Origin of the sequence: Paenibacillus sp. JJ-100 (assembly GCF_948329825.1) — a bacterium.
Classification (GTDB): Bacteria; Bacillota; Bacilli; order Paenibacillales; family Paenibacillaceae; genus Paenibacillus.
This window is the reverse complement of sequence record NZ_CAOJCM010000003.1, coordinates 464,126-488,726: the sequence shown is the minus strand read 5'-3', so window position 1 is coordinate 488,726 and position 24,601 is coordinate 464,126. Positions and strand designations below refer to the sequence as shown.

Below are 24,601 nucleotides of genomic sequence, written 5' to 3'. Positions count from 1 at the left end.
CCTTAGCCAAGTTATGGTTGCCTCACAACTACGATCTCACTGCCTATGCCTCAACAAAATAAGCCATCAAAATATCATCTACATCTCGGCCATGAATTCGAAATTCGGATACAAGCCTGCCTTCGGTTATAAATCCGCATTGTTCATAGAAAGCAACCGCTCCCGGATTGCTTGATAGCACACGCAATCTGAGTTTGCGGATGGCCTGTTCCTTCGCATATGTCTTCATGGCTTTCATTAGAGCCGTTGCCACACCAGATCGGCGAAATTCAGGGTGTACAGCGATATGAATCTCGTATACATGGCGGTTCACAGGCATCCCTGTGGGGGGATGAAAGCCGACGTATCCGCATACCCGTTCCTGCTGTACAGCAATCAATTGACTACCTGGTGGGCAATATTGCAGATACTGCTGTCTGGATCGCCATTGCATCGGTGCGGGCGAGGTGGATGCATTCCAGACCAGCATATCTAGCTCCATCAGTTGGTCTGCATCCCTCATCTCGGAAGGACGGATCTGATACGTATGACTGGTAAGCATGCCAATTCAACCTTTCGTGTACCTCATTCTTTCTATGTATTGTAGCATAGCCATCACGTGGACTAAAATTCTGCTTCGATTCCACTAAACTGCGAAACTCGATCATTGCGAACAGCAAAAAAACCACTTCACCTTGTCGTTACGTCATGGTTTATACTGATTGCATTATCATCATGTCTTAAAACGGTTCTATAAGGTACGGAGGTGCACCGGATTGAATATCAAAGAAGCCGCATCCCGTCTGGGAATATCGGCCAGAGCCATTCGCTTTTATGAGGAAAAAGGATTAATTCGGCCTGCCAAGCAGTCTGGCAACGGATATCGTGTCTATACAGAAAATGATATATGGCGCTTGCAGACGATCGCAGCACTGCGTGAAATTGGCATGTCATTACAGGATATTACCCATGCGCTCGCTGAGATTGATCAGGGTAACCAGCAGGGACTAGAGGAATATCTAGAGCTACAGCAAGCAGTAATGTATGCCCAGTGGGTCGAACTGAAACGCATGATGGATACAACCCAGCGCATGATCGATCTGAACCGCCAGGATGGAGCACTTGATGTCAGCTATCTTCACGATCTGGCAGGTAGCGCACGCCGTCTGCGTGAAGCTCGGCAGAACTGGCATGACCGCTGGAATTATGACAGACAGGCGGCAATCCATGACCAGCGTGTGCAAGCGGAAGGGAATACAGCGGACAAACCTTTCAATCTGTACCATAATTATGACGAAGCTTTGGAACAGACTGCGCAGTGGATTTCTCCTGTAATTGGTGAGGTGGGCTTGGATATCGGGACCGGAACAGGCAATCTGGCTGGCAAAATGCTGGACAAAGGTGCAATCATGACCGGAATCGATCAGTCGCGTGAAATGTTACGTAATTGCCGTAAGAAATATCCGCAGATGCAGGTGAAGCTCGGTAATTTTCTGGCGCTACCTTTTGCCGACCAGTCCTTTGACTTCGTGGTATCCAGTTTTGCCTTTCATCATCTTGGTCCAGATCAGCAATACCTTGCTTTGGAAGAGATACAACGTGTGCTCAAAACTACTTCAACGAGCAGAATCTGTCTCACTGATCTCATGTTCACCGATTCTGACCACCGTGTCGCATATAGCAGTCACGCTGCCACAGCTGGAGATGCAGAACAGCAGCGAGCATTGCGCGAGCGCCATTTCTCATTGCTTAGCGAACTGTGCCGCTGGCTGAGTCACCTAGGCTACGAGACGAAGTACATACGGCATAATGAATTACTGCACACCGTATTAGCGTTTCCGGTGCGATAGTCTACGCAACAGCCCACATCGTAACTATCGGTTATACAAAAAGTTATACAAAAGGGCCAACCCTGCGAAAGAAGGTTAGCCCTTTAGGCTTGGCCCATTGCTGCGTACAGCAATGGATGAACTCACATATAAATATCTACAATTGTGCGGTCTGACGCACCGCTAGCCTGCTTAAATGCATCCAGTGAAATGCTTATCCCACCTTGGCGATAGCGGTTCGCTGTACGCTCGCCTTGAACCTCTCTGCCATTCACCCTTACCCGGCTGACAACCCCCTCGCTCAGGTGGTAGATAAACGTCACCGGCTCTCCTGCATATTCGAATTCAAACTGCATTCCGTCCAGATCAGCTGGCAATACCGGGTCAATCACCAGATTACCGCCTTCCTGACGAATACCCAAAGCATTCGAGATTAGCTGATTCATGTAGATCCCAGGGCCGCTGGAGTAGATTCTCCATCCGCCTTTCACCTGTACCGTACCTTTACGGAGCTGGTCAAAATGCTCTTGAGCCTCGTAACGCGTGTTAAACTTCCCGTCCGAACTGCTGAAGTATGCATTCGCTTGACGAATCTCTGCGTTAGGCACAACCTCGCGGATGCCAACCGGGTTGATCATCGCCAGACCGTTCCACACCTGATCCGTCTTACCAAGCTTCGCCATCGCTTCCACGTAACGAATGTGAGCATGCACGTATTGCAAACCGATCTCACGTCCGAAGTTAGACGCTTGCTCTGCACGTTTGAAATGTGTGCTCACTCCACCTGCATATTGCGCTGGACGGTTCATCAGACGAACCCCATCCGGGCACAGGAATTGCTCACGAATGAGCGCATAATGTGACTCCGCTTGTTCCGCATTGAGCAATTCACCAATCATGCTGCGTGTCATTGGTAGCAGGCGGTATTGGATACCTGTCTCCGTGTCTGTTGGGTGCAGCATCAGCTTCGCCTGGTCTGCCTCTTCCATGTACACAAAGCCTGGAATGACGTCTGTGCTAAGCATATAACGGATGAAGTCCTCACGGATGCCCTGTGCCAGTTCGGTAAGCTCCTGTGCAAACGCTTCGTCTTTGGCTTTCAAAGCTTGTGACAGCACGTTCATGGACTGATACGTCAGTGCTACTGTCCAGCTGCTCACCATGTATTGCTTGAGCTGTGCATTGGCTGGCTGGAGGGTATCATCCCAGTCGCCATCTCCGTAGGAGGACAGGAACGTATCGTGCAAGAAATGTGCACGGATATATTCGATCTGTTTTTTGGCGTGATGCAATACCGTTGCAGTCTCTTCTGTGAATCCAAAGCTATGTTTAACCGTGTAAGGCACTTTTTCACCCAAGATGGCATAATCGCGCGTAGCCGTCAGGTAATCTGCCAGCACTTTCAGCGGCCATACGATGATATCCCCATGGCTCTCTTCTTGCTGAATGGCAAAGTATTTGTCAAACATAAACCATTGCGGCCAGTTACCATCATCTTCGTATTGGTGCGTGTAGACCATTTTGATAATATCGCGAACTTGCTCATATTTCTGAGTGGCCATGAAGTACTCCACCGGGCCCTGGCACACATCACGTGTACCCCATGCTGCGCCGCCGTATTGCTCCAGACCGTGAGGTACAGAGTAGTGAACCAGCATATTGTGGGTGTACCACCAAGCAAGTGCGTTGACTTTGAACAAATCTTCCGCACCCTGGCTTTTGCCACGAGACAATCGGAATCCATTCATAACACCTGCAAAGAACTCACGGTATGCCTGCACTTCTTCTTCAAAAGAAAGAGTTGAAATTGCTGCGTCAGCACCTGCATCGGCAGATGCATTCTCTTCCAGTACACCTTGTACCTTCAGTGTCCATTCCGCACTCTCTTCCAGACGAAGCGTGACGAGCGAAGCAGAGCCACTGCGAACACCGCTGGCAAGTAACGTCTCGTCCCCGGCTTGTACAGAGGCTCCTTCAACGGTCAATCGATACTCCAGCTCTGGATACGTTCCTGCACTCAGGGATTGCGGGTCTGCCTTGAAGATCAGTGTGTTGCCTTCCTGTGCCATGTGCATCGGATGTTCGTATTCGTTCACGTTCATCGTAATCTGGTTCGTCACAAGATAACGGTAGGCCTTTCCACTTGTAGAGCGCACGTTCATGCGCACTTCTGTAGCATGCGTCGTAGTATAGTTGGTCACGATAAGCGTATCGGACTCCATTTTGTAAATCCAGCGAGCATAGTTAAAACCAATCTCAAACAGAGACGGCATCGTCAGCAGACGATATTGTCCATCGATCTCTACATAGATGCGTTGTCCGGCCGTCTTCGGCACGTTCAAAGCATTGCGGGCATTACTGATCATTTTATTAAAATTGGTGTTGCCGATCACAAGCTGTGAGTTGAACATCCCATACATATACGATGTGGTTGTAATTACCTGTGCTCCAAGTTTCACATTACCGCCGCTCATCAGGATGTGACCGTGTGGGCGTTCTACCAACAGTTCTTTAGCTTTTAAGACAATATGCTCGTAAGATTCGGTAAAGAAAGACAACAATTGATCCCCACTACGTTCTTCCTGATGACGATCAGGGTACAGCTCGTTAATCTCTTCTTGTGTCAGATCAAGGGCTGCCAGTGGCTCACCTAAAGACGAGGAAAGCTTCACCTGATCAAGAACATCCCCCTCTTCGGCTACCATGGCCTGAACGTCGTTCCACGCTGTTGCAACTTCATCCCCGAACTCCAGTGCTGTAATATCCGATGCATGGTTAGCCTTCGCCAAGCCGTAGAAGACAACCTTTGCTTCACCGTTCAGCTCCATAAGCTTGGATTGCAGTGCAGTATAAGCAAACTCGTACTGATAAATCTCATTGGCTAGTGACGGGCGGCTCAGACTTTCGGGTTGATTCGTTTCTTTATAAGACAGTCCGAAGAACTGGAATCCATCTGTGGAATAACCGACCGCTTTGGTCAAGGAACCTTGCTGCATGTAAGGGAATGCTCCGCTTTGTGGCTGATTCTGACGCGAGCATACGACATATCCCTTCGCATCATCTTCAAATACGGTGTGGTCAATGTATTGTGACAGATAGGCTTCATTGCTGCGAACAGCTCCCGGATCGGCCAATCCTACATCTTGTCCATACACGACATCAATACGCTGTTGTTGTCCGGTAATCTTCACATCCCAGAACCAGATCCCTTGCGGCGCAAGCGTAAATACCACCTGATAGTTAATCGCTTCTCCGGCTTGTTTAGGCTGAACGCTACCTTTCCAGATCAGTTGACGGTCCCCATGAAATCTGCTCTTTGATACTTGACTGTTGGAATGTACGCCGAGCATCGGGAACGAATGAATCTCTCCATTCTCATGTACGCGCAGATACAGATTGTTCATCGACCCATCAACCGGATTGCTAATCAGTTGGTTCAGCATGGTTGTACCGGAAGTTGCCTGAGCCAAGTCTCCACTGCTCAAAAAGGTAAATGTGACTTCTCCGGCTGCCAAGCGAATCGTTTCATTCAAAATTGTTGCCATCTCACAATCACTCCTTAATTTAGTTTATTACCTAAATTCGAAACGTTTCGATTTTGTTGTAAAAGAATAAGGCTCCTTTTGAACGGTTCTTTTCGAACCTGCTCCAACGATAACCCTTGTGTACATAACAAATCCTATTCACATGCAGACCGCGCTTAACCTTTATGTATTCACACTAGCCCGGTCTTGATGCATATGAAAATTCCTAGTCACATCCATTGTCCTCATGTTGTGGTGTACCTGTACATCCGACATCCTCGTACATCGACCGCTCTATGTGTGTTGTCCACTTAAACGCGGCATACCTGTGACTTCTCAGTAACCAAACTAACCATTATTTCCTGAGATACTTCGCGGAGAACCTACAGAACCGCGCTCCACCAGATCAATGGTTAACGTATAGGCAGGATTAACCGTTTCTCCGTTCAACATCTGGAATAGTAGATGGGCAGCGAGTGATCCGGCTTCATGCTTTGGTTGGCGAATCGTGGTAAGCGGCGGAGTGACATATTCCGATAGCTGAATATCATCGAAGCCGATAACGGAAATGTCTCCCGGCACCGAGATATTGCTCTCTTCAAATGCCTTCAGGCCGCCAAGAGCCATCTCGTCATTCCCATAAAACACAGCAGATGGAAGCTCTCCCTGCATGATCATCATCTTGGTTGCACTGAAGCCGCCTTCACGCACAAAATTGCCGTTCAGACGCCACTTGGACTTCTCTGCAAGCCCTGCTTCCCTCATCGCACGCAGAAATCCCTGGTAACGTAGCGCATTGTCATATGAATTGGAAGGTCCACTGATATAAGCAATGTCCTCATGACCGCTTTTGATCAAACGACGGGTTGCCAGATATCCTCCTTGCTCGCCATCGACCAGAACGTTAACCAGATGGTCACCCGTAAGCGGCCGGTCCATAACAATAATCGGGAAGCGTGATCCGGCTGATTCCACTAGAATGTCATCATGAATGTTCTGGGCCAATACAATGGCTCCGTCTACTCTTTTTTCACGTAAAAAACGAACAGCCGTGGAATCTCCCCCACCCATCGAACTGCATGCAATCAGATCATATCCGTTCGCCAGCGCCACATCCTGCACACTGCGAATGAGTTCCGAATAATAGGGTCCCGACAAATCCGTCAGAATCAGTGCAATGGTATTTGTCCGGCTTCGTTTCAGATCCATGGCAAAGCCGTTTTTACGGTAATTCAGTTCCCGTGCTGCCTCAAGCACCTTCGCTTTCGTTTTGGCACTAACCTTGCTGTCACCGTTCAGTGCATAGGAGGCAGTGGAGAGCGCCACACCCGCCAGCTTAGCCACATCCTTGATCGTTGCCATTCCTCATTCGCTCCTTCTTGCTTATCTCATCCGTTACTACTTCGTCCTATTCTGTGTCCATTATAGTTACGGTTCATTTGTATTGCATATATTTTGTGGTGTTCAGATTACTTCTAAATTATGCTTTGGTTCTTCTCTTATTATGAACTCTTTGCTTAATGCTGAGCTGTTTTCATCTTAATAATCGAAACGTTTCGAGGTGTTTCCAAAAAAATAATCCACGCTCAATCTTCCTATCTCTCTGCCAGTGTACAAACAAAACTGTAGTCATCATCTGCTTATTCATGATCAAATTAGACTTATCATATACAGATAAATGTTGACAACTCTGCTCTACGTAACAGATTGAAACGTTTCGACATTATCATTATAGTCGCTAGTGATAGCGATTTCAACCATTTTATTTGATTTTGACAGAAAACAACAACATATTCAATACGTTTCCAACTTTACTTTCGAAGCAGTAGACTTATTAGCAAAACATTAACTTACAACTTACAACTTAGATGTTACACGAGAGGAGATGGCTTGCTATATAGGAGAACTCTCAACCTTGGCTTCTACTAAGCCTTCTGATTTAAGATTAAAAGCAACGCTCCTTATAAAGCAAGCCTAATGGTGGAAATGATTATAGCTTGTAATGAATCAGCTTTACTTTTTCACAGCATGAATCAAATGTATGGTTTCGAAGGCGGACAAATTATCTGTTCGTTGACTAAAATAACGCGCTTGTACATCTTCTGGTGTGAGATGCTCATAGATGAGAAGCCCTGCTTGCTCTAGCAGCTGTTCCAGTTCCGCATACGTAAAACAGGATGTCATCGGTTCACCGCCCATTGCAGCCATCTTGACCATGTTTTCAACCCGATTATAGTAGCCCTTCTCCTCATAGAGGTACTCATCCGCATAGTCAAATACGATTGAGCTTCCAGCGGGAAGGTCTGAAAAGGCGTTATGGATCAACCGGAACAGGTCGTCTTTGGACAGATAATACGAAACACCAAGCAATGTAAACAAGGTTTTCACATTCTTCCAGACTTCACTCTTAAAATCTGTATGAATAACTTCATAGGTAAAATCCATAGGAACAAAATGAAGATTACGCGGAATCACCAGCTCTGCCTGTTGCAAGCGTTCCTTCTTGAGCTTTTGTGCGGGTGGAAGATCCACCTCAATGATGTCCAGTGTGTGCTCCAGTTCCGGATGTCTAATCGCAAACGTATCCATGCCTGCGCCAAGAATAATCACTTGCTTCACTCCCAATACCGCTTCCTGCAGTATCACCTGCTCACTATACGCAGAACGAGCCAGTGTTATCGGGGACAACTGGACCTGAGTGATCCATTTTAAAATCTGCTCCGGGTCTCCGCCGAACTGACGATCGGCATCCGGGTGGAAGAAATGTATGCCTTGAGCCATGTTCGCTCCAATATCTGCAAACTCTTGCGCGGTGATTAGCTTCCTGGCTACAACATCATTAAAAATGAGTGGTTTATCATGTTCCACATGATAGGCTCGGGCAAATGCTGAAATCAGAGATGTGATGCTGGACTCTTTCTGGCTCATCCTATGTTTCCTCCCGTATAAAACAAAATAAGGTCCCCCTGGCCAGGAGAACCTTAGTATATACGGAAACTTTATATATGTAAATTATAGCATATTTAAAGTTTTTTGTCAATCTCTATTCGAGATGAGATCAGCATCTTCAATGCTTTTTCATTCAACTTGTGCATATCCACTGTTTGACGTTCATGGAGATCAAATCCCATCCTCTATCCGTCTATACCGTATTCCCGAATCTCCCGGTTGCGGTTCAGCGCTGCATGCAGTCCGAATCCAAGCAGAGCAATCACAGCGGTTCCCACTGCCAGCCAAGCTACAGGGATTAAGCCTTGCTTATCATACATAACTCCCATGGCATATGGTCCGATCACGCGTCCCACTGCTCCAATCCCGCCCGAGACCCCAATGTAAAAAGGGGCTGCTCTACCGGCATGCTCCGATATAAATGCCGGCGTTGCCGGCGAGATTAGCATCTCTCCAAAGGTAGCCAGAACCATAGCTAGCATCATGCCTGGATAATTGTACATCGTGATCATGACGATATAGGCCATGCCGTAGAATACAGCACTTGCCGTCATCTGGGCACTGGAAGTACGAGCCATCGTACGCTTCACCCAACTGGTGAACGGCTGTCCGACAAAGATCAGTACACCGTTAAGTGTCCAGAGCAGGCCGTACATTCTTTTCTCCAACCCTTCTGAGATGATATAAGGCGACACACCTGTATTCCAGATAGAATTGCCGAACAAGAGGAACAACACACCCAAACTCATGAACAGATACAGCCGAGTATTGCCTAGCAGCGTCCAGATGCCCGGACCCTCAGGTACCGTTGTACGTTTTCTCAGATGCACTTCACCTTGCTCGGGCTCAGCCCGGGACAGATAAAACCAGAAGAATACCGCAAACCCTGCCGAGGTCACCCCGTTTAATACAAAGCTCAGATGATACGAAAAGTCAGCGAGAAATCCGCTGAGGGCTGTACCAATCGCCACGCCAATATTGTTTGCCACGTAGATAATGTTAAACAGTTCTCCGCGCCGCTCGGCAAACCGGAAGCCGATAAACGCTTGAATCGCAGGTAACGATAACGAACTGAACAGCCCGATCCAGCCCATCGCACAGATAAAGACTACCCAGTACGCGCTAATCCAAGGCAAGGCAAACAATCCTGCCGCGTTTAGTGCCAGCGAACCGATGATTAGCTTTTTGACACCTACCCGATGGTACAATGAACCGCCAAGCAGCTGTCCAAAAATGCCACCCAAGGATTGAATTAGAATGACAAACCCCGCATTCGCCATCGTGCGTCCCAGCTCGTCGAACACATACATCGTTGTCAGCGGCCACATCAGGGCACTGCCCGTAGCATTCACCAGACTTGCAAGCAAAAAAACTCGAACTTCTCTGGGATAGTCATCCAGCCATCTCATCATTGTTATCTTAAACTCCTTACATTCACTAACCTGTTGTCCTATCCACTAGCATATGTTCACACAAAAGGCTCCCGCTCACGTGACATGACTCGCCACGGCGGAAGCCTGTAAGTTGAAAGATTTTATAATATGAATCTATATTACATCAATACTATCTGACTGCAAGCACACTCATTGCCGCTTCACTTCAACAGTGGCTGAGAAAAAAGTTGCGCCATTGCCCATATCCGACAAACGGTTCGAGGTCAGGGTGTTGGAGCGCTGCTTTTTACCCTCGCTGTCCCACCAGAGCCCTTGGCTGATCACCGTACCTGGAAGCATCGCATCCGTCACTTTAGCCGTCAATTCGATGCGTCCACGCTCATTCCATACGATAACGACATCGCCATCCTGCACTTCGCGGCGTGCTGCATCCTCTGGATGGATCTGCAATAGCGGCATCTTCTCCAGACGTTGATGTTTGGCGGAGTTGCCGAAGCTTGAGTTCAAGAAGTTGTGGTTTGGCGGAGATACAAACATTAGCGGATATGCATCATTCGGTCCAGCCGGGTTCTCTCCATCAAATCCTTCAACAAGCGCGGAGTATGTTGGTAGTGGCGGTAACCCCTTCTGTTCCATCTGCTCGGAATATAATTCAATTTTGCCCGATGGTGTCGGCAGGCGATCTAGGAAGGAGGCATGAGCCGACATATCCAACTTCACAAACCGCTGCTGCTTCAAACGTTCTAACGTAACCCCGTTCATATACGGATTTTCCGTGTGCTGTAGTGCATCCTCAATCATCTGCTCCGGTGTTTCGCCAAAAATGTCCGAGTCATATCCCATCGCTTGTCCAAGTAGCGAGAACAGCTCTACATTGCTTTTGCTCTCTCCAATGGGTGCAATGACCGGCTCCTGCAGCTGAACATACTGATGCCAGTAAGAGGTGTACAGATCGGTCGCTTCAAAAGAAGAGGTCGCAGGCAGCACAATATCTGCATACTTCGCCGTATCGGTCATGAACAAATCATGAACCACCGTGAACAGATCCTCCCGTGCAAAACCTCGCTCAACCCGCTCGGTATCCGGTGCTACCACCAGTGGATTGCTGCAGTAAACCAACATCGCCCGGATCGGCTGCTCGGCTTCAAGCAGCGCTTCCCCAATCCGGTTCATGTTCACGACCCGCGGCTCCTGATTATGCCGCAAGTCCGGGCGCTCCAGCGCATCACTGTTGGTGCTTGCGTAGCTGTTGGTGCGAACCGCACCGCCGCCGCGCTTCAGCCACTGCCCTGTAATCGCGGGCAGACAGGCGATGCTGCGCACGTTCATCCCCCCATTGTCATGATGTTGCAGACCATTGCCAATGTGTATGTAAGCGGCCTGAGCGTTCCCATAGAGCTGTGCCAGCTCCAGGATTGTTTCTTCCGGCACGCCTGTAATACGTGCTACGCGCTCCGGGGTATAACTGCGTACATGCTCGCACAGCGCTTCATGTCCTACGGTATATTTTTGCATAAAAGCTTCATCTGTCAGTCCCTGTTCGAATAATACATGCATCAAACCCAGTGCAAGTGCACTGTCCGTACCCGGATAGAGCGGAATAAACCAGTCTGCCCATTGGGCCGTCCGGTTGCGGTGCACGTCGATAACAACGATTTTGGCACCCTTTTTACGAGCCTTCTCCGCCAGTACGACCTGATGCATGTTGGTGCTGACGATATTACCACCCCAGACCACAATCAGATCGGCATGCTCTGTCTCCTCAGGCAGCGTTCCGCGATTGGCTCCCATCGTATATTTCCAGCCGGTGTTACCCGCACTATTACATATTGTTTGCTCCAGTACACTTGCGCCAAGTGCATTGAAGAAACGTCGATCCATACCGTCCACACCGAGTATGCCCATATTGCCGTAGAAGCTGTATGGCAGAATGCTCTCAGGTCCATAAGTTGCGGACAGGTCCTTGAACGTTGTCGTAATCTCCTGGATTGCTTCGTCCCAACTGATACGCTCGAACTTGCCTTCACCTTTGGGTCCGACTCGTTTCATCGGATATTGAAGACGCTCGGGATGATACACACGCTCCGTCATATTTCGAACTTTATTACAGATCGCACCCTTCGTAATGGGATGGTCCGGATTACCGGTGACCTTGACAATTTTTCCGTCCTCTTTATGTAACAACAGACCGCATGTGTCTGGACAATCGAGCGGGCATACCGCTGGAAATACACCATTCTCCTGATCGATCATCATCTTCTGGTCCTCCCTCTTTCCATACCTATCCCTGTATGATATCCCGTTCTAGGCTATATCGTAAAGAGAACAAGAATGATTCTTCCAAAATTTCGTAATTATATCAGTAATAGCGGTAGTTAAATATTTTTAAAAATAGTTTTGTCCCTTTGATTCATTCTTGGAATCCAGGGGTAATTAGAATCAAGGCATTAGGTTGATGTTTCCCCACTTCCTCCTCATGCCATATCATGGACCACTCCCGAAATTCGCCATGAACAGGTTTCGTTCCCCCGAACCTTGTCATGGCGAATTTATTTTGCACAAAAAAAGATGATCACATCTCACACCGCCACGACAACGCCTGTCGTGAAGCGATAAGATGCCATCATCTCACTTCATCTAGCCTATGGGTATTTCTCCGTATCTATTTTCTCATGAAACAGCAGGGTAGCTCTTATTCAACGTGACCTATACGAGCAGACAATCCACCATCCAGCTAATCTTCTGACGCTCTCACAATTTATTCTGTGATAAAATTTGTCCAAATGTCGACTCAACCATGGGTTATGCATGTTTACTAAGCATCGTTCTGCCTTCTGCTTCCACAGGAGCAACCGTAGCAGGTCCTATAGTTTCCGGCTTGGTTACCGGTTCGGCTTGGCGTAGATATACCATCCAGTACGCAGCCGCTACGAACAACGCTCCGCCTGTGAGATTACCCAGCCAGACTGGAATAAAATTCATGACATACTGTCCCCAGGAATAGTGGCCTTCAAAGATCGCGGCTGGGATCAAAAACATGTTCGCCACGACGTGCTGAAAACCAATGGCCACAAACGCCATCGTTGGGAACCAAATGCCCAGAATTTTACCACTCATCGTATCCGCTGCGTATGACAGCCAGACTGCCAGTGCAACTAACCAGTTACAGCCAATACCAGATATAAAGGCTTGCAAAAAGCTGTCATGCAGCTTGTGTCCCGCCATATCAACCACTTTGGTCAAATACACTCCATCCGCAGTAAGTCCCAGCACATGACCGAAGAAATAAGCTACGAACAGGGCACCGAGCAGATTACCCAACGTTACCAGGAGTAAGTTTTTCACCATACTGGCTGGTGTAATTTTACGTGTAATTGCAGCAAGCGGCACAGCCATCATATTCCCCGTCAGCAGCTCTCCGCCACCGATCAAGACCAGAATCAATCCAACCGGAAAGACAGCCGCTCCGATAAATGTCGCGATGCTTCCCCATTCTGCTGGTGCAGATGCAATCACGCGAATATCCAGCAAGAAACCAAGCGCAATAAATGCACCTGCCAGAAAACCAAGAATAAGCACAGAGGAAACGGGGGTTTGTGCTTTCTTCACCCCGGTCTGTGCCGTGTATTGTGCAACCTCCAGAGGTGTTTTAGCCGCCATATCTCATCCTCTCCTTCAGTTCATTCCATTACATCAATTGTATGTCAAAACGGGAGGATTTATTGTGAAATTAATCACAAATGATTGTGGGTAACTCTGTAACTTTACGCAGTCTATCATCCTCATAGAAATAGTATTATACTTTTGGCTATGTTAAACTCTAATGTTGATATTTAACCATAAAATAACCGCCTTAGTGAAAAGGCGGTTATTTGCTTCGTACCTATTAGCGTAAAAGATCTGTTTAATCGATTATGGTTGCCAAACTTCCCATATGTTACCGTCAGGATCAGCGAACGTTATGTTTAGTCCGCTTGTCACCCTTTCTCCTAATATATTCACTCCGTTTTCTTTGAAACGTTCATATAGCTCCTCGATCCGTGGAGTAATGAAACATGCCATTGCATGGGGGTTGCCGCTGTCCAATGACCATGAAAAGCGTAATCGACCGCCTTCTTCGTCCGATTTGTGAAGGAACAGAGCAGGTACAACTTGCCTTAAACCAGGTGAAGGTAGGTTGCCATTCCGATTGGGTAAATTCAAAACAGCCATCACCATCCCAGGCTCAACACGGTCGTTGTTTGAAGGTTGGTACCCTAAATTCTTTTGGTACCATTTAATAGACTCGTAAACATCATTTACTGGTACGTAAATACAAGTTATACCCGTGATGTCTTCCAGTCTTTCTTCCATTTTGACTTCCTCATTTGCCTGCATATCCATTCCTCCCTCTCAGTATCTTAAGTCAATAATGATCACACCAAACACCCAAGCATTACTAATTTTACTACTTATACACATGAATGATAAAGTCAATTTTATAATTTTCTCACATTTGTTCATTTGGCTATCCTGCCCGTCCGTATTAACAAGAGTGAGCAGAAAGCCGAAGTTTGGTGTTCGTGTCGGTCACAGTAAACAGACACGATTTGACCAACATATTTTTCTTATTCGACGAGGTATTCTCATATTCTTTGCTGTCTATATAGCGAAACCAAGCCAAATAATGTTGTAGATATTTAGTTGCAACACCATTAAAACGATCCATCCATTTTTTTAAACGGCTGTGGTAGCTGTTTACATTTTGGATATGGTACACGCCTTTCACACGTTGTTTTCCGTCGGACTTGAATCGGTAATGAGCCAAGCCTTTTGAATTCGCATAGGAACTGAATGCCCTCCACGAATCAGTGCATAGCACGTTTGAGTCAAATATATGACCACCAATCGCTTCATCCAATTTTGTAGTCCGAATACGTCCACGCCTAAGTACGCCAGAGTAAGTCATTTTCTGACGGTCACGGGCAACGAGTACGCATACTTGATCTTGGCTTATACCACGATATTTAGCTTTACCACCTCGTTTACGTGGCTTGCGTTCGGTGATGTTACGTCTACCTTTTTCAGAGAACAAGAAATAAGTCTCGTCCATTTCAACAATACCTTGAAATGCTTCGGTCGGAATCTGCTTTAGAGCAGAGAGAATCTTATGCCGCCAGTAAAACAAGGTGACATGCGTGACTTCATCGTTTAACTGCTCTGCACATTTTCTCAGAGAAAAGCCCTCAATCATGCATTCGATAAAACGAACTCACATATGAGGTCTTCTCGTGCGTTGAAGAGGGGTATTTGTAAGGTCATTGAACGTTAGGCGAAAAGACTTACAACGGTAACGTTGACGGTTAACCTCTCCAGTGCGTGTTTTTACAGCGTACTTTCCAAATCGCACGACAGAATGGTTTTTGCAATGTGGGCAAACAAGCCCATCTTTATGCTTCTGCTCTTGAATTTCATCAATCGCCCGAACTGGAACCGCAACTCCCTTGGTTCGTGCTGGCAAAGTATATATTGTGGACTCCGTTCCAGCAGGAGGCACTTTGGATTGGAGAAGCTACTACGATTATCCTCAGGGCGTTAGAGGTGGGGAGTTTGAGGTCTCATATCGCGCAGGTGGAAACAATATGAATGGCCAGGCTTGGGGAACATCTGCCAAAAACAATAATGAGCTTTAATCTTAATCACGAGTAGCCATATGGTGAATCCATTACAAAAAAACAAAGGCCGACGATTACTCGCCAGCCTTTTGGTTTTTTCTATTTTTCTATCTCTCGAAGCCCATCCTTTTCCTTATACCAGAGCCGGTTCCTTTACCTCTACTGGTGGCAGTGCTTGCAGACCCGCCGAGTTCAGGAAGTTCCATGGTTTGTTGTAATGCGGCTGGAAGAAGAAGTCGATGAAGGCCAACTCATCTACGGTCATGTTGTTCTGGATGCAGACGGAGATCGTATTGATCGACTGCGTCAGATCCACTTTTGACATGATCTGTGCACCAACAATGCGACGAGTCGTCTGTTCATAGACCACTTTTAACAGCAGCTTCTCAGCAGTTGGCATGAATTCTGGACGGTAGGCATCCTCAAACGTTACGGCTTCAACTTGTAGACCTTCATCAGCAGCAGACGCTTCCGTCATCCCGGTACCCGCAATATTTTGCTCATAAATCTTGATACCGGATGTACCTTGCGTACCCAAGTAAGGTGTCGTTGGACGAACCAGGTTGCGCGCTACCAGTGTACCCATTCGAACTGCATTGGTCGCCAGCGGGATGTAGGCAGCTTTGCCAGTCGGGTTGTAATGAATTGCACAGCTGTCACCTGCAGCGAAGACATCTTCTTGGCTGGTTTGCATGTATTTATCCACGATGATTGCGCCGTTAGGAAGCATATCCACCTGACCTTTGAGCAGCTCCGTATTCGGACGGAACCCGATGCAGAGAATGACCAAATCCGTCTCGAATTCACCTTTGGACGTGATGACTTTGGTTACTTTGCCGTTTTCGCCAGTAAACTTTTCTACAGTCTGACCAAGAGCCAGCTTAATGCCTTTTCCTGTCAGTGTTTCTTCGATCGCATCTGTAAATTCAGGGTCCAAATATTTATTCAAAATCCGATCCACGCTGTCAATCAGTGTCACTTCTTTGCCATTCATCTGGAATGCTTCTACCAGTTCGACGCCGATATAACCTGCACCGACCACCGTTACGCGTTTCGCATCTTTCGCTTTTTCAATAATGGTGTTGGAGTGATTGTAGTTTTTGCTGAGCAAGATGTTATCCAACTCGATGCCTTCCAGGTTGGGTATCACTGGCCATGAACCTGTAGTTACGATTAATTTGTCAAACGTATCTTCAAATTCTTCCCCTGTTTTCAGATTTTTAGCCCGCAAGGTGTGCCCTTTGGCATCAACGGCTGTAACTTCATGAAGCATCTTGGTGACAACACCGAGTTCTGCCAATTGATTCGGCGAAGAGTAGAACAAACCGTCAGGGTCTTTCACGACTCCACCAACGTAGAGCGCAATGCCACAAGATAGGAAGGAAATGTTGTCATTGCGTTCGTATACCGTAATCGTAGCGTCCGGGTATAATTTAGCGGTGTTAACGATAGCTGCCGTTCCTGCGTGTGTACATCCGATGACTGCGATTTTCATGAATAGTTCCTCCTTGGTGTATATAAAATATGGAATAATTAGACTCATTAGGTTGTGAAATAATTCACTATTAATAAAACAATGTGTATGTGATTAATTTCACTTTATACACTCATTATAATGTGATCTTTTTCACAATGCAATAGATTAAGTAAAAAAATTATTAAATCAGAAAAAAATAACGACAGTGCAGTCTCGGTCTTCTGTTTTCACACTCTGTATATATGCCTTCTTTCTTAAGGTCTCACTAACTTCATTTTCCCCGAATTACATTTTGCTTATGCCGACCAAATAGTTCAATTTGATGAGTAATGGGCAACATACCATTAAGAGGACAGCAACCAACCCAACAGGTTCAGAGGCTTTTATCTAAAAAGAGAACAAAAAGAAGCCTGTCCTATCTAGGACAGACTTCGCATCATCAGTCTATTTCACATGCAGCGAATTAACCGAGTAATTGCTCAATCGCTTGAGTCATTGACTCTGGTGATTCTTTGGGTTCAATCCGGGCAACAACTTCACCTTCACGATTCACAAGAAACTTCGTAAAGTTCCACTGAATATCGCTGGTTTCCCCCGGTCCAGGTTGCTGTTCTTTCAGATATTGAAACAGAGGGTGTGCCTCTTCACCGTTCACATCGACTTTTGCAAAGACTGGAAAGTTTACGCCATAGTTGATCTGACAAAAAGATTCAGCTTCTTCGCTTGTACCTGGCTCCTGTCCACCGAATTGATTACATGGAAAACCAAGTACCACCAAACCTTGATCACGATAGCGATCATAGAGCTTCTGCAGTTCACCATATTGCGGAGTCAGCCCACATTTACTAGCTGTGTTCGCAATGACGAGCACCTTGCCTTGATACATATCCAGGGGCACTTCCTGATTTGCGGTTGTTACTGCCTTGTAAGAATATACGGACATTGCTGATTCCTCCTATGACATAAATTAGACGAGGGCATGTATAAACCAATATACACCAATGCCCACAATAGCTTATGAGCCTGCACCTATAGCTTATAGGCTATAACGCCGACCTTTAAGTTAATTATAGACTTGTTCCATCGTATACATCAAATTTACCGCGAAGCCCTGATCTTATCGTATTGGCTTTGCCGCTCAGCTCTGCTTAGCTTAGGACAGCTATAACAATACTCTTGACCGTCATAGACTTTATAATGCAGACAGCATGCTGACTTCATCAACATTTTCTCTCCAGGTTGGTACGGACTGTCGATCTCCACGGGCTTGAAAGCTAACACATTTTTGCGCAATCCCAGAATTTCAGGCGGCATCATAGTCACATACTCATAACCCTGATGAACAGCCTCCCGTTCTTCAGCTGTAATGTCCATCTGGGCAGCCAGCGTCTTGAACCACTTCAGGATCGACGCTTGCTGTGCCCACATCTGTCCTGTGTTCGCTCCGACAGCCTGTGCAATTCCCTCAATGAGCGGCCTAAGCTGTTCCTTGTAATACGCGTTGAGCATCGCTTCTCGTGCAGATACAGATGCAGCTTTCGATTCCGATTGATCCTTAACCACTGCCGCAGGATGTGCATACTCGGATTGATCGAGCAATAGAAATTGGAATGACGGATATCCGTCCTGAACAACCAACTGTAGTTGAAGATTATCCAGAGAAATATTCAGTATCGTGTCACACATCGCATTCATGTAATGAATGGCTAACAGCAGTCCACGAATAGAATGCATGAAATATACTGCAGTGGTCCGCAAGCAATCTGCACGTAAATACTCATGATACACGGTCAGCATCTCTTTCGCATGCTCTGCATCCCGTAACGATGCCAAAACTGTAGTATATATCGGATCTGAAGCGGGACTGGTCGATATCCGTCCATATTGTTCAAGCCAGGTATAGTCGATTGCGCCCATTAGTGAATCCTCCCGTGAATGCGAATGAGCCGCGTGCTACAGCGCACAGCGGCTTCAATTCTATACTTCAGGATCGCATATGCAATCCAGCTCATTTCAATTAACTGCCTGTTGCTTGAACGCGATGTTCCGTACGGCCCACGGCATGAACCATGGCAGTGTTCATCACTTTTGTTTCAGGAGCTACAGGTCTTTGGCGTTCACCAGCGAGTGCATATGGTAAACACAGTGGTACATTGGAACGCGGGTCCATGACAATATCCGCTTCAATATTGAACACTTCACGCAGTACATCTGAAGTCATGACTTCTACCGGTGAGCCTTGTGCAACAGCTTTACCCTTTTTGATTCCAATCATATGCTGTGCATATCGAGATGCATGATTAAGGTCGTGTACGACCATCACAATGGTCCGATTAGCCGTTGCATTCAGATGCTCCAACAACTGCAATACTTCAAGCTGGTGAGCCATATCGAGGAAGGTTGTCGGCTCGTCTAGGAAAAGAATATCCGTCTCCTGTGCAAGTGCCATGGCAATCCAGGCACGCTGACGTTGCCCACCAGACAACTGATCGATCGGACGATCATGGAATTCGGTCATACCGGTTACTTCAATCGCCCACTCAATCATGCGTTTGTCTTCTGCGCGCATGGAACCGAATCCCTTTTGATAAGGAAAACGACCATAAGAAACCAATTCTGTAACGGTCAGCCCTTCCGGAGCTGTAGGATTTTGAGGCAGAATCGCAAGTTGCTTGGCAACTTCACGCGTAGACTGCTTATGAATAGACTTCCCGTCGAGTAACACGTTGCCTGCCTTCGGAGACATAATACGTGCCATCGTTTTCAGGATCGTTGATTTTCCCGAACCATTGGCTCCCACAAGTGCAGTGATTTTCCCTTGGGGAATCTGAATGTTCAGATCCTCAACTATCAGTCTTTCCTCATAAGCGATATCCAACTTGGACGTCTCCAGACGAAACATGCGATCATCCCTCTCTCATTAATCCCGGTTATGTATGCCGGCTATCCTAACGAACACGAAATCGAATTTATATTCTGATTCATTACTTCTGAATTAAATCTTCTACAATAAAGATACTGATAATCATTATCACTTGTCAACCAAAAATACCACATCTTTTGATGGATTCAGGCTTTTTTTATCTATCTTCCGCTCTAAGCCACTTCCTTCCCCACTTATTATATGAGAGTATTTCTCAATGATTCCGTACCATTTTTCACTGTTCACTCATGTCCTTAATCTGAATCAATCGAATTATGTCTATTTTGTGAACTAAAAATGTCTACTGCACACTTCCTCTTCTTAAACGGGTTATCTCAAAAAAAGGATGATCCTGAAACCTCGGTTCAGGACCATCCTTCTAACTCAACTTAATCTTACCTTAATATGTTTCTGTGTTTGTTATGATTCATTGTATCGTTAAATCAGGATCCTCAGATGGGTTCCTGTATCAGCTCAACAGTTAATTCCGAACCCTCTGCACCTTGTTGGATGCCCACCACATGTTTCGGATCAATACTGTCCGGCAACGTCATCTGCATGCCGTAAGGGTACAAGCGATCCACTTCTGCCGCAGTTAAAGGTGTTGAACTTGAACTGTCCGCATTGGGTTTCCCTTCTGTCGAGACCGTACCCGCTGGATTCTTATCCGTTTTCCCTTCGTCTTGTGTCGGTGATTCATCCGTTAGGTCTGTTGATGCACTGCCAGCTTCGGAATCTGCCGACTCTTGATCTGCTTCTGCATCTGATTCAGATGCATTTCCTGTCCCTGCACCAACCTTTGAATCTGATGCAGAATCTTCTTTGGTTCCGCCTGACATCTGAGCATCATTCAATGGTTTCCATTTGTTCTCCACGACGAGATCCTTCGTGCTACCGTCATCCATAAGGAACTGTAGACGCCCACGTTCAAAAGGATCACCGCCCTTCTCGCCCTGATAACGGATGACTAACAGGGACGATGATTCTGCTTCGTTCTGCTTATTCGCAGCTACAATATAACCAATATAGTCTGCTGGTTTCTCCTCAGGCTCGGCAGGGGCTGCTGGCTTCTGATCGGTCGGTGGTTGCGCCTGAGGTTCTGACGCACTGTTTATCCAGGCATACGTACCACCCGCAATACCGAGAACGAGGAGTAGAAGCAACATCCCCAGCCAGCGCCTGTTCTTACTTCCAGTTAGTATACGCATTAGCGGAGAAGCAAGCTCAGCTTTGGCACGATCATAGACCGGTTTCATCGCTTTTCCTGCTTTTGCATAATACGGCTTAAAAGCAGACTTGGATCGGAATGCTTCCCGATCATGAGATTTAAAATACGTAATGATGGCATCTGCATAACCTTTATGCGCATTGGAGCCACGAACAAACATCCGTTGTTTGCCAGACCATTCAAAAAAAGCATACAAGACTTCGGGTTGACCTGTATGACTACGTACAAATTCGATCAGACCCGAATAATCAAGACGATTACTGCTGCTTCCCCCACGGTAGAACGCTAGCGGCAAAGCCTCATACGCTTCTGTTCCCCGATGATTCTGCAGCTCTGTCGCTAGCCAGCGACGTGTCCAGCGCTGAAGCTCATCACGCTCAGCAAGCGAGAGGGACTCCACCCCTTCTTCTGCCTGAACCTCACCTTTTAGCCATGCTCTGGCAGCCAGCATCACGTTTGTTCTTGCAGCGACATCCGAGCCTTGGCGTGCAGCCCAATCCCGAACTTCATCCTCATGCTGCAAAATATCGATACGCAGAAGCTGGTCGCGATTCACCCGTTCTAGATCCAGATCCTGAATCATGAACAAGTTAATCACATAGGCAAGCTTGTCTGCCAGCTTCGTCAAGTCTTCCTGATACCCAGCCAGGTTGTTGCTATAGTGACCCGTTCGGTGCTCTAAACTAGCTGCGACGTCAGACTGTCCGATATGTCCTGTAATCTCAGGTTCAAGCTCACGCTTCCCGTTGATCCGATCCAGCACACTAACCCGCTGCAGCGCATCGTTCGCAGATGGAACAGGCTCAGGCGCAGAGCACAGCCTTTCCCGAAGCTCTTCACAAGAACGTTCGAGTAAAAATGTAGATTGGATGGCAGACGGATTGGCTGTAACCCACCGCTGAATAAGTTCAATGACACCCGCTGCTGTTTCCGTACGTTTCAACTGATTGTCCAGATATGGCTCAAACAACAGCTTTGTTAACGACGCATTGCCTAGCACCTTATCAAAGAATGCCTGATGCAGCCAAGCATCGCGTTCCAGAATGGTATACAGCTCCTGGACAGCTCGCATCCGTTTCTGGGCACGGGCATTGTTCACAGCATAGATAAAATAATCGACAATCCTTGCCTTCACGACGGGTGCTGCAATGCTGAAATAGTCTCCAATACAAGAGGCAACTGCCTCTTCAGGTACATTTTCTCGTCGTGTGCTGTCTAACTCTCGGCTGAGCAAAGTCAGAAACAGTTCATTCAGACGTGAACGTTGCTGTAGCGCTCCTTCCGGTTTCAGGTAGGTCAGTAACCCGCTCAAGACCTCGCTTTTGTTATTCAAATAGACATCTTCCATACCTTGTTCGAGGCTAAAGAATACTGACAACTCTCCGTATGCTTCAATAGAAAACTCTCGTCCAGGCTCCATGCCTGCTAACATCTCATCAGCAAAAGTGTAAAACGCAGTCGCCCTTGCCGGGTCTTGTATCAAAGACCATGCAAATTCAATATAAGGCAGTTTGGCCACCGAAGCCTCTGCATGCATAACCCGCCCTGACATGAGATCAAAGGTGAAATCTTTTTCCGTATTCCGATCCTTGGGACGCAATGTACCGCGCTCCACAAACTGCACATGAATTCCCTTTTTGGCCTGCGGTTCCTTGGCAAACGTCATAAAGCCCAGTTGCCGCCTGAACGCATACGGCAGTGCCTTGTACAGCAGACGCAGTATAGCTTTCGCACCTGCAGTCACTTCCTCCGCTGGCACATCAAGCGCTATGTATACTTTGCGGCGTGTTGCCACAGCCTGCATTACTGCATAGAGCAAACGCTTGAATAGCGTCTCATCCATTTTCAGCGCACTCAGAATCTGGCTCGTTGAAGCATTAGAATTAAAATGGCTGTCGCTCAGGCCAGCACGAGGCCCAGCGACATCTCCCGTTGCTACAGGCAATGCTGTCAGCACAGGCAGCTCCGTGCCTTGCTCGATGTCATACGAAGTAGCGAACACGGTATCCAGCCAGTCGATCCCTTTCATATATTGTTCCGCGCTGGCTGGAGACAACACATAGTTATGAGCGAAAAAAGCACTGCGCAGCCCGGTAAAGTCCGCAGCCTGGTACACATTTTGCCCCAGAATCGTCTCACCGTTCTCCAGATGAAGTAGGTGCATGGAAGCCGGGAATTTGCTCTCATCCTTCTCGCTTCGGCCTGTCAGCTCCGCAGGAGCATCATAGACACAGTAAGGATGTAGTACTTTTTTGATAAAGGAAGGGTCGAGTCCCGGCGATGCAGCCACCGTATCGAATCCCTCTGTTGTCCGGAATACCCCGCGCCGCTCTCTCGTGTACATCTGCTGTTGAATGGGCGGAGTTATGGAAGAACGCATTATCCCACTCTCCCCTCAATGTATTTGAGCTTGTACAGCAGCCATAGGAAAGGCTCATCCACACGAATAGGACTAACTACGCCCTGGATTTTCATATCTACCGGATTACTGCCCAGCGCAGATACAGCGAAATAAGCCGTGTTCTTGAAGTACACATCCATCGTGCCTTTGAACGGACGATCCACTTTCTCGATAAAACGGCGAATCTCCCCATCGATATTCTCGAACTCGGTCAGGTCAAACCAATCGCGGTGCACCATGTTGCGGAATACATTGCTGTTGGACTTGATGTAATCCCCCTCCTCATCCTTGAGAGAGTGCAGCATGTCACTTTTGGTGAGCACAACAGCAGTTGGGATATCGGTCTTGGCCTTATCCTGATAAGCAATAAAGTCACCGAACAGGGTCAGCACCACATCTCGCGGTTCATCGTATTTTGGTGTCCATTCTCCCGGTTCGCTGCCGAGGTTAATACGGATCTTGTCTCGGATCGAACGAATCTGGAGCGGGTCCACCATAAATAAAATGCCTGCCGAGTTTTTGATATGCTGTCCATGTAAACCCAGATAATCCTGTTCCACCATACCTTCACCAGCCACGTCAAAAAAAACGAGTGTCAACGGTGCTTTATCCTCATCCTTGAACACAAATTGGAAGATAAACGGCTCCTGCAACTTCTCTTTCTGTGTTGAATCCAGCAGGTCACCCCGCTCGAAAAGTGGCTCTTCATAATCCGCGCGGAAACGGCGGCTAATCTCTGCATTCAGCGGCATACAGGCGGCGTCAAAATGATCTGCCGTATAATGCTGCAACGTGTGAATCAACGATGTCATATAGACGGATTTCCCCACCTGGGATGCTCCAATGATGGAAATGATGTTGCTTGGTGCCTTGCCTGCCGTTACAGGCAGTTCGTTATGACAGTGCGGACACAACCGGCGGCGCGTCACTACACCATAACGATCATTCAACCCCATGATGATGTTATCCGAATAGATTCGATGTTCTTCCGGTACATCATAAGGTGTCAGCACAGCCTCCATATCAAATACCGTATCCAGTCCAAAGCGCTCCCGATATCGGTTGAGCTTGGCATCTTCTCCGAGTGCATAGTCCTCATCATCGTCACGATGGTGTGCCGCACGGAACACCACATCTTCCGGTGAGAATTTGCTGAAGCAGTAAGGACATACGATGTCGTAAAACAGCGGTCGTTCCTCCGGCTGCTGTCTCTTCAAAAACCGGCTAAAAAAACTCATAGCCA

Annotated in this window: 16 protein-coding genes and 1 pseudogene; 2 read left to right on the top strand and 15 right to left on the bottom strand. The window is 47.2% G+C overall.

Annotated features, from left to right (window positions below):
* Positions 1-43: 43 nt before the first annotated feature.
* On the bottom strand, positions 44-541 hold the full coding sequence (locus PQG66_RS15205) for a GNAT family N-acetyltransferase (protein WP_272038568.1): 498 nt from the start codon (positions 539-541) through the stop codon (positions 44-46).
* A gap of 214 nt (positions 542-755) precedes the next feature.
* Between PQG66_RS15205 and PQG66_RS15200 the strand changes: the two genes are divergently transcribed.
* Positions 756-1,829 (top strand): MerR family transcriptional regulator, encoded by a 1,074-nt coding sequence (locus PQG66_RS15200; protein ID WP_272038566.1) that lies wholly within the window; start codon positions 756-758, stop codon positions 1,827-1,829.
* A gap of 122 nt (positions 1,830-1,951) precedes the next feature.
* Here the strand turns inward: PQG66_RS15200 and PQG66_RS15195 are convergent, their stop codons facing one another.
* The 8 genes and pseudogenes from PQG66_RS15195 to PQG66_RS15160 all read right to left on the bottom strand — a co-directional run bounded on the left by PQG66_RS15195 (position 1,952) and on the right by PQG66_RS15160 (position 15,211).
* Positions 1,952-5,353 (bottom strand): GH36-type glycosyl hydrolase domain-containing protein, encoded by a 3,402-nt coding sequence (locus PQG66_RS15195; protein ID WP_272038565.1) that lies wholly within the window; start codon positions 5,351-5,353, stop codon positions 1,952-1,954.
* 327 nt (positions 5,354-5,680) lie between these two features.
* Entirely contained in the window at positions 5,681-6,694 is a 1,014-nt protein-coding gene (locus tag PQG66_RS15190; protein ID WP_272038564.1) for a LacI family DNA-binding transcriptional regulator, read from the bottom strand.
* A gap of 651 nt (positions 6,695-7,345) precedes the next feature.
* Positions 7,346-8,260, bottom strand: coding sequence for a class I SAM-dependent methyltransferase (locus tag PQG66_RS15185; RefSeq protein WP_272038563.1), 915 nt, complete (start codon positions 8,258-8,260; stop codon positions 7,346-7,348).
* A gap of 206 nt (positions 8,261-8,466) precedes the next feature.
* Positions 8,467-9,690, bottom strand: coding sequence for an MFS transporter (locus PQG66_RS15180; RefSeq protein ID WP_272038740.1), 1,224 nt, complete (start codon positions 9,688-9,690; stop codon positions 8,467-8,469).
* Between the two features lie 174 nt (positions 9,691-9,864).
* On the bottom strand, positions 9,865-11,928 hold the full coding sequence (locus PQG66_RS15175) for a molybdopterin-containing oxidoreductase family protein (protein ID WP_272038739.1): 2,064 nt from the start codon (positions 11,926-11,928) through the stop codon (positions 9,865-9,867).
* A 549-nt stretch (positions 11,929-12,477) separates the two neighbouring features.
* On the bottom strand, positions 12,478-13,335 hold the full coding sequence (locus PQG66_RS15170) for a formate/nitrite transporter family protein (RefSeq protein WP_272038562.1): 858 nt from the start codon (positions 13,333-13,335) through the stop codon (positions 12,478-12,480).
* A gap of 252 nt (positions 13,336-13,587) precedes the next feature.
* Positions 13,588-14,052, bottom strand: a complete 465-nt coding sequence (locus PQG66_RS15165; RefSeq protein ID WP_272038561.1) for a VOC family protein — start codon at positions 14,050-14,052, stop codon at positions 13,588-13,590.
* 148 nt (positions 14,053-14,200) lie between these two features.
* A pseudogene (locus tag PQG66_RS15160) lies at positions 14,201-15,211 on the bottom strand (IS1595 family transposase).
* Position 15,212: 1 nt separating this feature from the next.
* Here PQG66_RS15160 and PQG66_RS15155 point away from each other — a divergent pair.
* On the top strand, positions 15,213-15,347 hold the full coding sequence (locus tag PQG66_RS15155; RefSeq protein WP_272038560.1) for a hypothetical protein: 135 nt from the start codon (positions 15,213-15,215) through the stop codon (positions 15,345-15,347).
* A gap of 115 nt (positions 15,348-15,462) precedes the next feature.
* On the opposite strand, the gene PQG66_RS15150 is transcribed toward PQG66_RS15155, so the two are convergent.
* The 6 genes from PQG66_RS15150 to PQG66_RS15125 form a co-directional block, all read right to left on the bottom strand.
* Positions 15,463-16,824 (bottom strand): FAD-dependent oxidoreductase, encoded by a 1,362-nt coding sequence (locus PQG66_RS15150; RefSeq protein WP_272038559.1) that lies wholly within the window; start codon positions 16,822-16,824, stop codon positions 15,463-15,465.
* Between the two features lie 445 nt (positions 16,825-17,269).
* Positions 17,270-17,749, bottom strand: a complete 480-nt coding sequence (locus PQG66_RS15145; protein ID WP_272038558.1) for a glutathione peroxidase — start codon at positions 17,747-17,749, stop codon at positions 17,270-17,272.
* Between the two features lie 155 nt (positions 17,750-17,904).
* Positions 17,905-18,723, bottom strand: a complete 819-nt coding sequence (locus tag PQG66_RS15140) for a (2Fe-2S)-binding protein (RefSeq protein WP_272038557.1) — start codon at positions 18,721-18,723, stop codon at positions 17,905-17,907.
* A gap of 100 nt (positions 18,724-18,823) precedes the next feature.
* Positions 18,824-19,708 carry an ABC transporter ATP-binding protein gene (locus tag PQG66_RS15135; RefSeq protein WP_272038556.1) on the bottom strand — a complete coding sequence of 295 codons (885 nt, stop codon included), beginning with the start codon at positions 19,706-19,708 and terminating at the stop codon, positions 18,824-18,826.
* A 473-nt stretch (positions 19,709-20,181) separates the two neighbouring features.
* Entirely contained in the window at positions 20,182-23,337 is a 3,156-nt protein-coding gene (locus PQG66_RS15130; protein WP_272038555.1) for a GAP1-N2 domain-containing protein, read from the bottom strand.
* Entirely contained in the window at positions 23,337-24,596 is a 1,260-nt protein-coding gene (locus PQG66_RS15125; RefSeq protein ID WP_272038554.1) for a TRAFAC clade GTPase domain-containing protein, read from the bottom strand. Before PQG66_RS15125 ends, PQG66_RS15130 begins: the two co-directional genes overlap by 1 nt.
* Between the last annotated feature and the right edge of the window lie 5 nt (positions 24,597-24,601).

Coding starts and splice junctions, on each gene's coding strand:
- PQG66_RS15205 (WP_272038568.1), bottom strand. CDS start 541: ATGCTTACCAGTCATACGTATCAGATCCGTCCTTCCGAGATGAGGGAT.
- PQG66_RS15195 (WP_272038565.1), bottom strand. CDS start 5,353: ATGGCAACAATTTTGAATGAAACGATTCGCTTGGCAGCCGGAGAAGTC.
- PQG66_RS15190 (WP_272038564.1), bottom strand. CDS start 6,694: ATGGCAACGATCAAGGATGTGGCTAAGCTGGCGGGTGTGGCGCTCTCC.
- PQG66_RS15185 (WP_272038563.1), bottom strand. CDS start 8,260: ATGAGCCAGAAAGAGTCCAGCATCACATCTCTGATTTCAGCATTTGCC.
- PQG66_RS15180 (WP_272038740.1), bottom strand. CDS start 9,690: ATGAGATGGCTGGATGACTATCCCAGAGAAGTTCGAGTTTTTTTGCTT.
- PQG66_RS15175 (WP_272038739.1), bottom strand. CDS start 11,928: ATGATCGATCAGGAGAATGGTGTATTTCCAGCGGTATGCCCGCTCGAT.
- PQG66_RS15170 (WP_272038562.1), bottom strand. CDS start 13,335: ATGGCGGCTAAAACACCTCTGGAGGTTGCACAATACACGGCACAGACC.
- PQG66_RS15165 (WP_272038561.1), bottom strand. CDS start 14,052: ATGCAGGCAAATGAGGAAGTCAAAATGGAAGAAAGACTGGAAGACATC.
- PQG66_RS15150 (WP_272038559.1), bottom strand. CDS start 16,824: ATGAAAATCGCAGTCATCGGATGTACACACGCAGGAACGGCAGCTATC.
- PQG66_RS15145 (WP_272038558.1), bottom strand. CDS start 17,749: ATGTCCGTATATTCTTACAAGGCAGTAACAACCGCAAATCAGGAAGTG.
- PQG66_RS15140 (WP_272038557.1), bottom strand. CDS start 18,723: ATGGGCGCAATCGACTATACCTGGCTTGAACAATATGGACGGATATCG.
- PQG66_RS15135 (WP_272038556.1), bottom strand. CDS start 19,708: ATGTTTCGTCTGGAGACGTCCAAGTTGGATATCGCTTATGAGGAAAGA.
- PQG66_RS15130 (WP_272038555.1), bottom strand. CDS start 23,337: ATGCGTTCTTCCATAACTCCGCCCATTCAACAGCAGATGTACACGAGA.
- PQG66_RS15125 (WP_272038554.1), bottom strand. CDS start 24,596: ATGAGTTTTTTTAGCCGGTTTTTGAAGAGACAGCAGCCGGAGGAACGA.